This window comes from Pantoea endophytica, assembly GCF_002858935.1.
In the GTDB taxonomy this organism is placed as follows: domain Bacteria; phylum Pseudomonadota; class Gammaproteobacteria; order Enterobacterales; family Enterobacteriaceae; genus Pantoea; species Pantoea leporis.
Genome location: NZ_PJRT01000010.1, coordinates 171,632 through 184,091 on the forward strand (window position 1 = coordinate 171,632; position 12,460 = coordinate 184,091).

Annotated in this window: 11 protein-coding genes; 3 read left to right on the top strand and 8 right to left on the bottom strand. The window is 54.2% G+C overall.

The window, feature by feature from the left end; all coding sequences use genetic code 11:
* Nucleotides 1–206: 206 nt before the first annotated feature.
* Nucleotides 207–3,605 carry an autotransporter outer membrane beta-barrel domain-containing protein gene (locus PZBJ_RS10910; protein WP_158238603.1) on the top strand — a complete coding sequence of 1,133 codons (3,399 nt, stop codon included), beginning with the start codon at nucleotides 207–209 and terminating at the stop codon, nucleotides 3,603–3,605.
* 126 nt (nucleotides 3,606–3,731) lie between these two features.
* Here PZBJ_RS10910 and PZBJ_RS10915 read toward each other — a convergent pair whose 3' ends face one another.
* Nucleotides 3,732–5,477, bottom strand: coding sequence for a putative phage tail protein (locus tag PZBJ_RS10915; RefSeq protein WP_101762507.1), 1,746 nt, complete (start codon nucleotides 5,475–5,477; stop codon nucleotides 3,732–3,734).
* 39 nt (nucleotides 5,478–5,516) lie between these two features.
* Here PZBJ_RS10915 and PZBJ_RS24120 point away from each other — a divergent pair, with 39 nt between their 5' ends.
* Entirely contained in the window at nucleotides 5,517–5,660 is a 144-nt protein-coding gene (locus PZBJ_RS24120; RefSeq protein ID WP_158238604.1) for a hypothetical protein, read from the top strand.
* A gap of 19 nt (nucleotides 5,661–5,679) precedes the next feature.
* Here the strand turns inward: PZBJ_RS24120 and PZBJ_RS10925 are convergent, their stop codons facing one another.
* From PZBJ_RS10925 to proB, 7 genes are all read right to left on the bottom strand, one after another.
* Entirely contained in the window at nucleotides 5,680–5,973 is a 294-nt protein-coding gene (locus PZBJ_RS10925; protein ID WP_101762509.1) for a hypothetical protein, read from the bottom strand.
* Nucleotides 5,970–6,320 (bottom strand): DUF7940 domain-containing protein, encoded by a 351-nt coding sequence (locus tag PZBJ_RS10930; protein WP_101762510.1) that lies wholly within the window; start codon nucleotides 6,318–6,320, stop codon nucleotides 5,970–5,972. Before PZBJ_RS10930 ends, PZBJ_RS10925 begins: the two co-directional genes overlap by 4 nt.
* Nucleotides 6,317–6,784: a lysozyme family protein gene (locus PZBJ_RS10935; protein WP_101762511.1), complete on the bottom strand. Its 468-nt coding sequence runs from the start codon at nucleotides 6,782–6,784 to the stop codon at nucleotides 6,317–6,319. The genes PZBJ_RS10930 and PZBJ_RS10935 overlap by 4 nt, the downstream gene beginning before the upstream one ends.
* Nucleotides 6,785–6,967: 183 nt before the next feature.
* Nucleotides 6,968–7,243 carry a transcriptional antitermination N peptide gene (locus tag PZBJ_RS10940; protein ID WP_101762512.1) on the bottom strand — a complete coding sequence of 92 codons (276 nt, stop codon included), beginning with the start codon at nucleotides 7,241–7,243 and terminating at the stop codon, nucleotides 6,968–6,970.
* 415 nt (nucleotides 7,244–7,658) lie between these two features.
* Nucleotides 7,659–8,390, bottom strand: a complete 732-nt coding sequence (locus PZBJ_RS10945) for a S24 family peptidase (protein WP_101762513.1) — start codon at nucleotides 8,388–8,390, stop codon at nucleotides 7,659–7,661.
* Nucleotides 8,391–8,743: 353 nt separating this feature from the next.
* Nucleotides 8,744–9,997: a glutamate-5-semialdehyde dehydrogenase gene (proA, locus tag PZBJ_RS10950; RefSeq protein WP_101762514.1), complete on the bottom strand. Its 1,254-nt coding sequence runs from the start codon at nucleotides 9,995–9,997 to the stop codon at nucleotides 8,744–8,746.
* Between the two features lie 10 nt (nucleotides 9,998–10,007).
* Complete coding sequence (proB, locus tag PZBJ_RS10955; RefSeq protein ID WP_101762515.1) at nucleotides 10,008–11,111, bottom strand: glutamate 5-kinase; 1,104 nt, start codon at nucleotides 11,109–11,111, stop codon at nucleotides 10,008–10,010.
* A gap of 245 nt (nucleotides 11,112–11,356) precedes the next feature.
* On the opposite strand from proB, the gene ompC reads away from it, so the two are divergent.
* Nucleotides 11,357–12,448 (top strand): porin OmpC, encoded by a 1,092-nt coding sequence (gene ompC / locus PZBJ_RS10960; RefSeq protein WP_101762516.1) that lies wholly within the window; start codon nucleotides 11,357–11,359, stop codon nucleotides 12,446–12,448.
* Nucleotides 12,449–12,460 lie beyond the last annotated feature (12 nt).

Sequence of the window (12,460 nt, forward strand, 5' to 3'; positions counted from 1 at the left end):
GACACATCACCTCCTGCTATTAAATACGCCGCTCAATAATTAAATTCTTTCTGTACTTATTTTATTCAAGACATGTCTTAGCCGGTTTTTTGCCGCATCTTTCATATTCTCTCTGCCATCAAGTTATATCCCCACCCCTTAACCATCCCGCGTGCGAATCATCGTGTTATTGCGGCGTGATGTATTTTTACAGGCAGAGAGTCAAAATGAATAAAAATTATCGGGTTATCTGGAACCACAGCCAGGGTAATTATGTTGTCACCTCCGAGCTGGCACGCGGTAAAGTGAAATCATCCCGCTCCAGCACAGCACGTCGCCTCACCGCAGGCTGCGTGGCGACGGCCTTCATGGCGATTTCCAGCGTCGGGATTATCCAGCCAGCGCTGGCCGCCCCCGCTTACGGTGAATATGCTTCTGGCGCAGGCAATATTATTGATATTCAGGATAAGGACGTAGCCACCAATGAAGACAATGCGCACGCCTTATTTATTGAAAAAGGCGCCACCGCGCACAGCAATAATGTGAACTTCACGACCAGCGGTAAAAAAGCGTATGGAGTTTATGTTAATGGTGCCGGATCAAGTATTGATGTCACGGGTGGTACAATTACCACTACAGGTCCACAAGGATATGGTTTAGCGGCTGGCAATGGCGGCAAGTTAATGGCTAGCGATATTACCCTGAATACTTCCGGCGTGGGCGTTTACGCCGATAGATCCAACATTTTGGCCAAGAACCTGAGCGTACAGGCCAACGCCTATGGCGTTTACGGTTTGGGTGCAGGTACCGAGCTTGTCATTGCCGACAGCAATGTAAACGTGAACGGTAATGGAGCCTACGCGCTGCTGGCTGAAAATGGCGGTAACGTTACCAGCACCAACAGTCATTACATCACGTCAGGCAGCAGCGTTTACGGCGCATGGGCAAACAAGGGATCTGAACTCACCATTATCGGTGGCAGCATTACCAATACCGGAAAAGAAAGCGTCGGTATTTTCGCCAAAAGCGGTGGCGTAGTAAATGTTGATGGCGTGACCGTCGTGTCTACCAGTCAGGGCATCAATAGCTACAGCTCAGCCGTGGCAAATGTGGCTAACAGTCATGTCACCGTTACGGATAAAGGGGCGTACGGATTACTGGCTGAAAACGGCGGAAAGACGACCAGCATCGATAGCCACTATATTACGACGGGCGACAGTGCCTATGGTGCGTGGGTCAATACCGGTTCGGAACTGAATATTTTTGGTGGGAGCATCACTACAACAGGAAAAAACAGCACCGGCATGTTTGCGAAAAACGGTGGCGTCCTGAATGCTGAAAATATACAGATTGATGCAAGAGGAAATGGAGCCTGGGCGACAAATGAGGGCTCCCGGATAAATGTCAATAACAGTACAATTTCTTCCGGGGCTTATAATGGCGGCTCAATAACTGCCCGTAATAAAGGATTTGCAACCGTTCGTAACAGTAAATTGATTGCCGTTGATAGAGCTTCTGCTGGTCTTTATGCCGATGATTCAGGGCAAGTTGAAGCAGAAAATGTAGATATTGACATCCTGGGTGGTGGATACGGAATACACTTAGATTATAGTGGAAAAACAAATTTAAAAAAATCAAAAATAAACAGTAACAGCGGTGGCACTGCATTTTATGTTGAAAGTGGCTCCGTATTAACGGCTGACAATGTTTTTGCAGAAATGGATAACACTAATAACCCAGAAAAACTAGTTACTGCTATAAACATCTCTAACTCTTATTTAAGCTCCGCTGACCCTACGGCTAACATTAATAATTCATTTTTACATATCAAAGGAAATAACGCCGCTGGAATTGTGACTGAATATACTAAAGGTGAAGTCAACCTCAATAACACAATCTTGACGGTAGATAATGGGCCTGCAATCGTCGCTTATAACCAAGCCTTAACGACGGTGAATCTTGACAACAGCCTGTTGTCCGGTACAACGCTGCTCGAAAGCGGGTTTGCACCGAATGGCGGTGATGCAGGAGGAGACGTGCGCGGCATTGCGGTTAACGCCAGCAATTATTCTCAGCTTCAGGGCGATGCCAATATTGATCGCAGCAAAACGCAGGCCAGCAGCGTCAGCCTGGATTCCGGTTCGCGCTGGCAGGGCGCCGCGCATGATTTGCAGGATCTCAGCTTAGCGGGTAGCAGCCAGTGGAACATGACCGGCACTTCCACCGTGGACAACCTGACGGCCAAAGACAGCACCATCATCTTCGATCACGGTGCAGGCGATTTCCACACCTTAACCGTTAAGGGCGACTACCACGCTGACAACGCCAAGCTGGTGATGAACCTTGCGCTGGCGGGTGACGATGCGGCTAGCGATAAATTGCATATCGCCGGCAACGCCAGCGGCACCACCAAAGTTCAGGTGCACAATGCGGGCGGTAAAGGTGCTGCCACGCTGGAGGGCATTGAGTTGATTCGCGTTGAGGGCACGCAAAACGGTGAGTTCCTGCAGGATGGCCGCATTGTCGGCGGCGCGTGGGATTATGCGTTGGTGCAGGATAAAAACGGTAAGTGGCGCCTGGTTAGCGATCCGATTCCCGTTGATCCAACGCCTGTCGATCCCATCAAAGACGAGGGCGGCGATACGGGTACCGTCATTGCACCGGAGGTGCCGCAACCGAAACGTACCCCGCGTGCTCGTCCGGAAGTCGGCAGCTATATTGCTAACCTTGCGGCGGCCAGCAACCTGTTTACCCTGAGCGCAGCCGATCGTCCGGGCGTGACAGAATACCGTGATGCGCTGACCGGCAAAGTGGAAAAAACCACGCTGTGGCTGCGCAACGAAGGCGCGCACGGGCGCTTCAGTGACAGCACCGCGCAGCTGAAAAGCATCACCAACAGCTACATGGCGCAGCTGGGTGGCGACATCGCACAATGGAGTTTGAATGGCAGCGACCGTTTCAGCCTCGGCGTGATGGCGGGTTACGGCAACGCCAAAAGCAATACGCTGTCGAAAACCACCGGCTACAGCGCCAAAGGCCAGGTTAACGGCTACAGCGGCGGTATCTATGCCGGCTGGCAGCAGGACAGCCAGACGCGCAGCGGCGCCTTTGTCGACAGCTGGCTGGCCTACAACACCTTCAATAACAGCGTAAAAGGTGAAGGTCTCGGTCAGGAAAGCTACAAGTCGAAGGGGATGACAGCGTCACTGGAAGGCGGCTACAGCTTCGCCTTCGGCGAGCAGCAGCAGTATCGCCTGCAGCCGAAAGCGCAGGCGGTGTGGATGGGCGTAAAAACCGGCGATTATACCGAGCAGAACGGCACCCGCGTCAGCGCCACCGGCAAAAATAACGTGCAAACCCGCACCGGCGTTCGGGCAACCATGCACACCGCCACCGCGCAGCCTTACGCTGAAGTGAACTGGCTGCATAACACGCAGCGCTTCGGCAGCAAACTGGATGGCGTGAAGATTGAGCAGGCGGGTGCGCGCAACATCGGCGAAGTGAAACTGGGTCTGGAAGTGAATCCGAGCCAGCACGTCGGCATCTGGGGCGGCATCGCGCAACAGGTTGGCGGTAAAGGCTTCAGCGATTCCAGCGCCACGCTGGGCGTCAAAGTCAGTTTTTGATAGCGCAATCGGCCTCTTTTAATCAGAGCATCGCTGGAAACAGCGGTGCTTTTTTTATGGCCAGAGCTCTTTCCCCACAAACAAAAAAAGGCGAGGCCAAAGGCCTCGCCAAACAGGTGCTGGACCTCAATCGTAATAAGGAAGTTTACGATCGACACCGTTAATGTTGACCAGCACAAAGCCCGTAGGCGCGGTTTTGTTGGTCGGCGTACCGGCCGCCGTCGCGACGGTCAGCACCCCTTTCTCGTTCGCGCCAATACCGGCCAAACCGTTATGCAGCCCGAAACGCGCCGCCGGTTTGAAACCGCCCAGTTTGGTGGTATCGGTCACGACCGAGAAGTCCTGCTGGAACAGCGAGCAGGAACCGGTATCGAAACGCGTAGGGCCGGTGCATTTCAGGTTCATCATGGTGTCACCGCTGTTGGCGCGCAGTTTTACCCACACCGCCGCATAGGTAGTGCCGACGCGGCTGTAGCGGATATCCAGCACCGCAGGTTGTCCCATGTGATAGGCATCAGCCCACACCGTTTCCAGACGCTGCAGATTGACCCAGGTTTTCCCGGTCGCCGCCACGTTGACCGGTGAGCCGGCAGTGCCCGTTGGCTGAGTGGCATCCGCTTTACCAATAAACTCCATTACCCACTGCTGGTTAGCGTTCGGGAAGAACAGCTGCCCAACGCGATACCAGTTATCGGTATCGGTGTTATTAGTAATTTTGTAGCCGCTGAAGTAGCCCGCGCGCAGCGATCCGGTCATAAAGGTGCCGTAGTTCTCGTCGCGACGGTAGCCATACTCAAAGGTGGATAACCAACGTCCAGCCGCCGCATCCAGGCTGAGTTTTGCGCCGGATTGCAGATTGAGCTGACGGATCACCACGCGCGCATTGTTGAGATTCAACGGCGTACCGCAATCCTCAATGTTCAGCGTATCCACCGTCCAGCCGCCGTCGGAGAGATCGCCCGGATTACGCGTGTGCTCAATCCACACGTTGCGAATAATCCCCTGCGTCACGCGCGGCATGTAAAGCGTGGCGTCGCCATAACCGGTCTGGAAGTTACAGTTACACAGCTCAATCGCCGTGGAGTGATCCCACGCGCCTTTTGGCGAGTTTGACCAGCCGACATCAAACACGCGTCCGTAGGTATACAGGGTGTAAATCTGGTCGAATTTACTGTCGAGGGTATCCAGCACTTTAATCACCGTACCGCCGTTATTCTGCGCGCGGAAACAGTAGATATTGACGGTGGTGCCTTCGATACAGGTGTTTTCGAAGAACGGCTGCACGTTGCTGCACATGTCGGCAGTGATGGTGCTTTTGTTGGTGGTGATATCGGCGGATGCCTGGCCGTTCCACGCAATACCGCGGATTGAGGTACGACGCGCCTTCACCTTGAACACCGTGTTGGCGCTTTTGTCGGAAATGATGGTGGTGCGCGGCAGCGAACCCAGCTCAACATCATCCCCCTGCAAACCGAAGAAGGCGCGCTCGGTACCGCTGATGTCGATGGGGCTAATCAGGAATCGACCGCCTGGAAAACGCACCGGTAATGCGGTGATGTTGCCTGAGTAGCTTTGCGTCCACGCCAGCATACGGTTAAACGCCTCGGTATCGTTGGCGTAACCGTCGCCTTTGGCACCGAAGTGATAAACGTTGATTTCGGTGGGATCGTTAATCACGCGTTTCCAGTAAAAACCGTTACCGATCACCAGCGTACCGCCATCTTCTACCGCCGTGGTGGTGCCGATAAAACCGGTAAAATCACCGCCACCGTGGAAGGTGGAGTCCGCGTTGTAACGACGTAAGAATGCCAAATCACCGTTTTTGGCCGGTACAGTGGTGCGCAGTTCTGCATAAGAGTTAACTTCGATCATCATAGCCTCCTCGGCTTTTCGGGTAGGTAATGCAAATGCATGAGAGCAGCGTTACTGAGCCGGCTGGCCGCAGTGCTGATTCCAAAGATCGTTGTGGTTGTTGATGGCGCGCACGGTGCGAACGTCCATGCGCTCGGCGTCATTGCCGTGGGTGTAAATCGGGGAAAACAGGGTGCAGGCTGAGTCGATGACGACGGGAGATTCAGGGCTGGTGGTACTTCGATTGCTGCAACTTGTCACGAGCAGCAGCGTCATCAAGATTAAGGTTGCTGGCTTCCACACGTTTGGCCTCCTCGCGCAGCAGTTGCTGCTGTTGGTTAACCGCTACCGCTTGCGCCGCGGCTTTATCGGCGCGCTCGACGGCGGCCTGGGATGCTTGCTGCACCTTGCCGATTTTCTTGCCACCGAAGTAGCTGGCAACCAGCGCAGCGATGACGCCCGCCAGCGCGGCAACCCAGTGCCAGCTGGCGCCGAATAATGTCATGAGCAATGTCATACTTTTTCCTCCATCGCATTTTTCTGCTGGTTGAGGCCTTTCTGGCGGATGAATTGGGCAATCACGCCCATCGCCACCATAAAGGCGCCAATCAGCCCCAGATAGTTGTGCGGCAGAATCGCTTTCACGTCGGGCGGCATGCTGTTCCAGGCATCAAGCGCAGCGGTGGGAAATGATTGCACCCACGCGCTGAGCATCGAACCGAGCGACGCCAGCCATACCGACCAGGTTTTGAATAACAGCCGCGCATGTTTCACGAACTCCAGCGTGGTGAAGCGCTGCATCACCAACACCACCACAATCACTGCCAGCACCGCGGTGACAAAAATCAGCAGTTTCAGATTCATAGCAGCCCCCGATAGATGTCGTAGGTGCCGCTGCGCATCACTTCGGCATGGCGCCGTGCGCGACCCGACGTTTGTCTTGCCCACAGGCTGTCGAGCATGGCGTTGGCCGCGCTGTTGAAATCGCCCTGCGTGATGGCGGTGAGCATGCCGCGAAACATCGCCAGCCCATCCACCCCCAGCTGATATCCCATGCTGATCAGCACATCGCTGCGCGCCTCATTGCATTTGGCCAGCGCCTGCTGCACCAGCGCACGCTGATGCATCTGCTGCACCTTGCCCTCGACAATGCACTGCTTCCACACATCGCCGACGGGACGCGGCACCTGGAAGATATAGTTGCTAAGCGATGCCCCTTTGGGGCCGATGCGAATGCCGCCAGCGACCGTGGGGAAACCCAGCGAGTCGAGGTAAGGCGCTTCGCGATAACCCTCTTCGAAATTCAGGATGGCAATAATCTGGCTCATAGAAATTCCTCTTTGACGGGGCGCAACAGCCTGAAAATGGCTGCGCAAAACGGCAAAAAACATAAATCCTGCTGATCGTTTACGACATTGAGCGCGTTTTCATATAAGCGAAACGCTCAAGAATGGTTAAACAGTGAGCAACAATGGAACGTTCCGTTTAAAACTGGGGAAAGTGATGCAGGGTTAACGCACGGCATACAAATAGACGTGGGGCAGACAGCAGTTATCAAAGCTGGGTTGTGTCTGCTGAACACGAACGGGCGCTAGCACGGCGCTGTCAACGCGCGACAGCGTCTGGCGCTGGCAGATGCGTTCAGCGGTGCGCAAGGTGACGTTTTCGTATTCGATGCCGAGTGCGCTATCGATGCTGCGCTTAAGGCTGAGGGACTGACGTCGCCGATGGCGGCGCGTGCGTGCATTGCCTGAAAATACTGACTTTCCGTACTGGATAATCGCCATAACTCCTCCTGTTAATGAGTCTTTGGCGATGGGGTGGCAGGCACGGCAATTCGGCTGAGGCCGACGCGTTCGTTATTCCTCTGGAAAATACCCGACGTCAACTCGCCCGGCTGCTTTCGCGGCCAGGGTGAAGTAGAGGAGAGTGAAAATCAGAGGGCAACTGACAACGCTGCAAAGTGCGTATCCACCCCATCCCAAAGTTCACTAACTTTGGATGGTATGTATCGCGCTTGTGCAGCGCCTCAATTGTTTAAGAGCGGGCTCATCCGTGAGCAGGTATGTTGTCCATCCATGCTCAAATTATTAACAGGTTCTAATGCATTGGCAAACACCAATGGTTAATTTTTTATTTACCGTCAGTTAAATTAATGATTTCAGCCAAAATATTTTTTTGCCGCAATCTGGCGTTTTGTGATCAGCCCAGGATTTGATAATCCCGCGCCTGGCTCATGATCACCCGTGCCACCACTTGCAGCGTCCTGGCTTCTTCCAGCGTGAGGTACCAGGTTTCATAGCGCTTGTTATCGGAGATCACTGCGACCTTTTTGTGCTGAAGTTGCAGGCGTTTGAGATAGAGCTGATCGTCAAGCGTGAACAGGTAAATACCATCGCCATCGAAGCGATGCACGCTGATATCGACAAACAGCTGATCGCGCGGCGCAAAAGTGCCGGCCATCGAATCGCTGTTCAGCGCGATAAGGCGAATATTTTCTGCCGGGCGGCCGTTAAACAGCACCCGCGCCTCTTCCAGCCCATATTCAATGGCTTGAATGGTTTCCACCAGTTCATCGCGCGAAGAGCCGCTGCGCACACCGTGCTGGCCAATATCCAGACTCTCCACGCGAAACAGATGTTTTGGGTTCACCAGACTGCGCTGCGTCAGCAAGGCGGCCGGTTTTTCCATGCCAAATTGCAGCCACTCCACGCGCACGTCGAGTAACTGGCTGAGCGCCAGTAAATTATTATCATCGGGGATCGATTGCCCGTTAAACCATTTCCATACCCCCGGCGTTGAGATCTTGCATCCCCTCTCTTGCAGAGCCAGCGCAACCTGTTTATTCCGTCCATGTCCGACAATTCCCGCGCTTTCGCATGCGGCAATCAGCCTGGCAGTGAATGCTTGTCTCGTACTTTCTTTTTTAACCATCAGTTAATAATCTGCCTTCAGTAAAAGACTGAATGTTATTTTCATTTTTGCTACCAGTTCATTTTATATTACCGGCAGTTTACTACCCAACCGCTTTTATCAATGAAGCTGGACAATCATTATCCCCTTCGGTTAGGGCGAAACCAGTGTTCAGTGCCATATCGCTTGTTCTGACAGGGGTTTTCAGGATTGTTCTGTAGCAATAAGACCAGCATCTAAAGGAAAAAATGGGTGAAAAGCCGCGAGCCCGCCATAGATGACAGAAATAAATCAAAAAGCTCTTGGAATAACTGGATCGAAAACGAAAAAAATGGGCACCGTTTTCGGTGCCCATTGTCATGCAGGAGCGAACATTAGCGACGTAGCGTATCGTCGCCCCACCCTATCCATTTGTAGGTGGTCAGCGCTTCAAGTCCCATTGGACCACGCGCATGCAGCTTCTGCGTACTGACCGCCACTTCGGCGCCAAGGCCAAACTGGCCGCCGTCAGTGAAGCGTGTGCTGGCATTAACGTATACCGCCGATGAGTCAACCTGATTGACGAAGCGATTGGCATTGCCAATGCTGCGCGTCAGAATGCCATCAGAGTGCTGCGTGCCGTGCTCACGGATATGCGCGATGGCTTCATCAATATCCGACACCAGCTTGACGTTCAGATCGTTGGACAACCATTCGTCATCATAATTTTCCGCTTGCACCGCCACCACCTCGGCAGCACCGTTTTGCAGCAGCGCCAGCACATTTTCGTCGGCGTGCAGCGCAATCTTCTCTTGCGCCATACGTTGCAGGAATGCCGGAATGAATGTGTCCGCCTGATCGCGATGGATCAGCAGCGTTTCCAGCGAGTTGCAGGCGCTTGGCCGCTGCTTCTTGGCATTGACGATCACCTCCAGCGCGGCCTCGGTCTCCATGGTTTCATCGAGATAGAGATGGCACACGCCGATGCCGCCGGTAATCACCGGAATGGTGGAGTTTTCACGGCACAGCTTGTGCAAACCTGCTCCGCCGCGTGGGATCAGCATATCGACGTAGCGATCGAGCTTCAGCAGCTGATTCACCAGTTCACGATCCGGGTTTTCAATCGCCTGCACCGCGCCTGCTGGTAAACCGTGCTGGGTCAGCGCATTTTGGATCACGCGCACGGTGGCGGCGTTGGTGCGATAAGTCTCTTTGCCGCCGCGCAGAATCGCCGCGTTGCCGGTTTTCAGGCACAGCGATGCCACATCAACAGTGACATTAGGACGCGCTTCATAAATCACGCCAACCACACCCAGCGGCACGCGACGACGTTCAATGCGCAGGCCGCTATCAAGCTGGCCGCCATCCATCAATTGCCCCACCGGATCGGCCAGGCGACACACCTGACGCACATCATCGGCAATGCCTTTCAGACGCTGCGGGTTGAGTGTCAGGCGATCGAGCAGCGCTTCGCTCATGCCATTTTGGCGTGCATCCGCCAAATCCTGCTCGTTCGCCGCCAGGATGTCCGCGCTTTCCGCTTCCAGACGATCGGCGATGGTGAGCAGCACCTGATTTTTTTGTTCGGTGGAGAGTTCTGCCAGTTTGTACGACGCAGCGCGCGCCGCTTTACCCATCTCTTCTAACATTATCTGCTCCTTAACTGACGATCATATCGTCGCGGTGCACCGCTACCGGGCCATATTCGTAACCGAGGATCTCGCCGATTTCCTGGCTGTGATGACCGGCAATCATGCGCATGGCATCGCTGTTATAGCGCGTGACGCCGTGGGCGATATCGCGCCCTTGCAGGTTGCGAATGCGGATCACTTCACCGCGCGAGAAGTTGCCCTGCACGTCACGGATGCCTTTTGGCAATAGCGAACTGCCGCGCTCCAGCATCGCGGCCAGCGCACCATCATCGATGGTGATTTCGCCCGCCGGCGGTGCGCCAAAGATCCAGCGCTTGCGGTTTTCCAGTGGCGACTGCTGCGCGTGGAAACGCGTACCGACCGGTTTGCCATACAGCACATCGCTAATCACATCCGGACGACTGCCGGCGGCGATGATCACATCGATCCCCGCGCGACAAGCGACGTCCGCCGCCTGCAGCTTGGTCGCCATGCCGCCGGTTCCCAGGCCCGACACGCTGCCGCCCGCGAGGGTGCGTAACGCATCATCGATCTGGTGCACGTCGCTGATCAACTCCGCTTCCGGATTGGTACGCGGATCGGCGGTGAACAAACCTTGCTGATCGGTCAGCAGCAGCAGTTTATCCGCGCCGCCCAGCATCGCCGCCAGCGCCGACAGATTGTCGTTGTCGCCCACTTTAATTTCAGCGGTGGCCACCGCATCGTTCTCGTTAATCACCGGCACGATGTGGTTGTCGAGCAGCGCGCGCAGCATGTCACGCGCATAAAGGAAACGTTCACGGTCTTCCATATCAGCGCGCGTCAGCAGCATCTGCCCGATGTGAATGCCATAAATCGAAAACAGTTGTTCCCACAGCTGGATCAAACGGCTCTGCCCCACCGCAGCCAACAGCTGCTTTGAGGCGATGGTAGGCGGCAGTTCGGGGTAACCAAGGTGTTCGCGTCCGGCGGCAATGGCGCCAGAGGTAACGATAACAATGCGATGGCCCGCGGCGTGCAACTGCGCACACTGACGAACCAACTCCACCATGTGCGCCCGATTCAACCGACGTGAACCGCCGGTGAGGACGCTAGTACCCAACTTGACCACAAGGGTCTGACTGCCACTCATGTTTTTCCTGCCATGTAAGAAAAAAATCTGCGAAGGGACGTTTTATCAGGAGTGAGCAAGGAAGCCAACAACAGCAAGGGGAAAAGCACAAAAATCCCCTGACAATGCGGTAGACCAAAAGTTCGCGATTAACAAGAAAGCCGAAAAACTGTCATAAAACGTTCATCACCAACCGGTAAAAAGTCGGTGTTTTACAAAACCTTTCACGGGTACAACAAATTTTACTCATTGGGATTGATAGCAAAATGAAGAAGAGCACACTGGCATTAGTTGTATCAGCGCTGGCGCTGGCTTCCACCGCAAACGCCGCAGAAGTGTATAACAAAGACGGTAATAAACTGGACTTCTACGGCCGTGTTAAAGCTGAACACTACTTCAGCGATAACGCGTCAAGCGACGGTGACAAATCTTACGTGCGTATCGGTTTCAAAGGCCAGACGCAGATTAATGACCTTATGACCGGTTACGGTCAGTGGGAATATCAGTACAACGCGAATAATTCTGAAGGTTCTGATGCCAACGCAGGCAACAAAACCCGTCTGGGCTTTGCTGGTCTGAAATTCGGCCAATACGGTTCATTCGACTACGGTCGTAACTATGGCGTGTTGTATGACGTCGAGGCCTGGACTGACGTATTCCCAGAGTTCGGCGGTGACGGTACCGCGCGTACCGATAACTTCATGACTGCGCGTGCAACTGGCGTAGCCACTTACCGCAACAGCAACTTCTTTGGCCTGGTTGATGGCCTGCGCTTCGCGCTGCAATATCAGGGCAAAAACGACGCCACCAGCGCTAACGCCCGTGGCAGCATCACCGATACTTCTCGTCAGAACGGCGACGGTTACGGTGCGTCACTGGGTTACACCATTGCTGACACCGGTATCAGCCTGATGTCGGCCATCACCTCTTCAGACCGTACTAACCAGCAGCAGCTGCAGGCGCTGGGTAGCGGTGATAAAGCGGAATCATGGGGCGCCGGTATCAAGTATGATGCGAACAGCATCTACCTGGCTTCTATCTACACCGAAACCCGCAACATGACGCCAATCGGCACCCGCGGTTTTGCTAACAAAGCGCAGAACTTTGAAGTGGTAGCGCAGTATCAGTTCGACTTCGGCCTGCGTCCGTCCCTCGGCTATATCCAGACCAAAGGCAAAGACATCGAAGGGATCGGTGACGAGGATCTGGTTAAATACATCGACGTGGGCATGACTTACTACTTCAACAAAAACATGTCGACCTTTGTGGATTACAAAATCAACCAGTTGGATGACAACAACAAGCTGAACCTGAACAACGATGACGTTGTGGCCGTTGGCTTAACTTACCAATTCTGATTGAGCTGTACC

What these genes read in the sequence shown, in the direction of transcription:
- ompC (WP_101762516.1), top strand. Translation starts at nt 11,357, where the DNA reads ATGAAGAAGAGCACACTGGCATTAGTTGTATCAGCGCTGGCGCTGGCT.
- PZBJ_RS10940 (WP_101762512.1), bottom strand. Translation starts at nt 7,243, where the DNA reads ATGGCGATTATCCAGTACGGAAAGTCAGTATTTTCAGGCAATGCACGC.
- PZBJ_RS24120 (WP_158238604.1), top strand. Translation starts at nt 5,517, where the DNA reads ATGAGAGCAGCGTTACTGAGCCGGCTGGCCGCAGTGCTGATTCCAAAG.
- PZBJ_RS10930 (WP_101762510.1), bottom strand. Translation starts at nt 6,320, where the DNA reads ATGAATCTGAAACTGCTGATTTTTGTCACCGCGGTGCTGGCAGTGATT.
- PZBJ_RS10910 (WP_158238603.1), top strand. Translation starts at nt 207, where the DNA reads ATGAATAAAAATTATCGGGTTATCTGGAACCACAGCCAGGGTAATTAT.
- proA (WP_101762514.1), bottom strand. Translation starts at nt 9,997, where the DNA reads ATGTTAGAAGAGATGGGTAAAGCGGCGCGCGCTGCGTCGTACAAACTG.
- PZBJ_RS10915 (WP_101762507.1), bottom strand. Translation starts at nt 5,477, where the DNA reads ATGATCGAAGTTAACTCTTATGCAGAACTGCGCACCACTGTACCGGCC.
- PZBJ_RS10925 (WP_101762509.1), bottom strand. Translation starts at nt 5,973, where the DNA reads ATGACATTGCTCATGACATTATTCGGCGCCAGCTGGCACTGGGTTGCC.
- PZBJ_RS10935 (WP_101762511.1), bottom strand. Translation starts at nt 6,784, where the DNA reads ATGAGCCAGATTATTGCCATCCTGAATTTCGAAGAGGGTTATCGCGAA.
- proB (WP_101762515.1), bottom strand. Translation starts at nt 11,111, where the DNA reads ATGAGTGGCAGTCAGACCCTTGTGGTCAAGTTGGGTACTAGCGTCCTC.
- PZBJ_RS10945 (WP_101762513.1), bottom strand. Translation starts at nt 8,390, where the DNA reads ATGGTTAAAAAAGAAAGTACGAGACAAGCATTCACTGCCAGGCTGATT.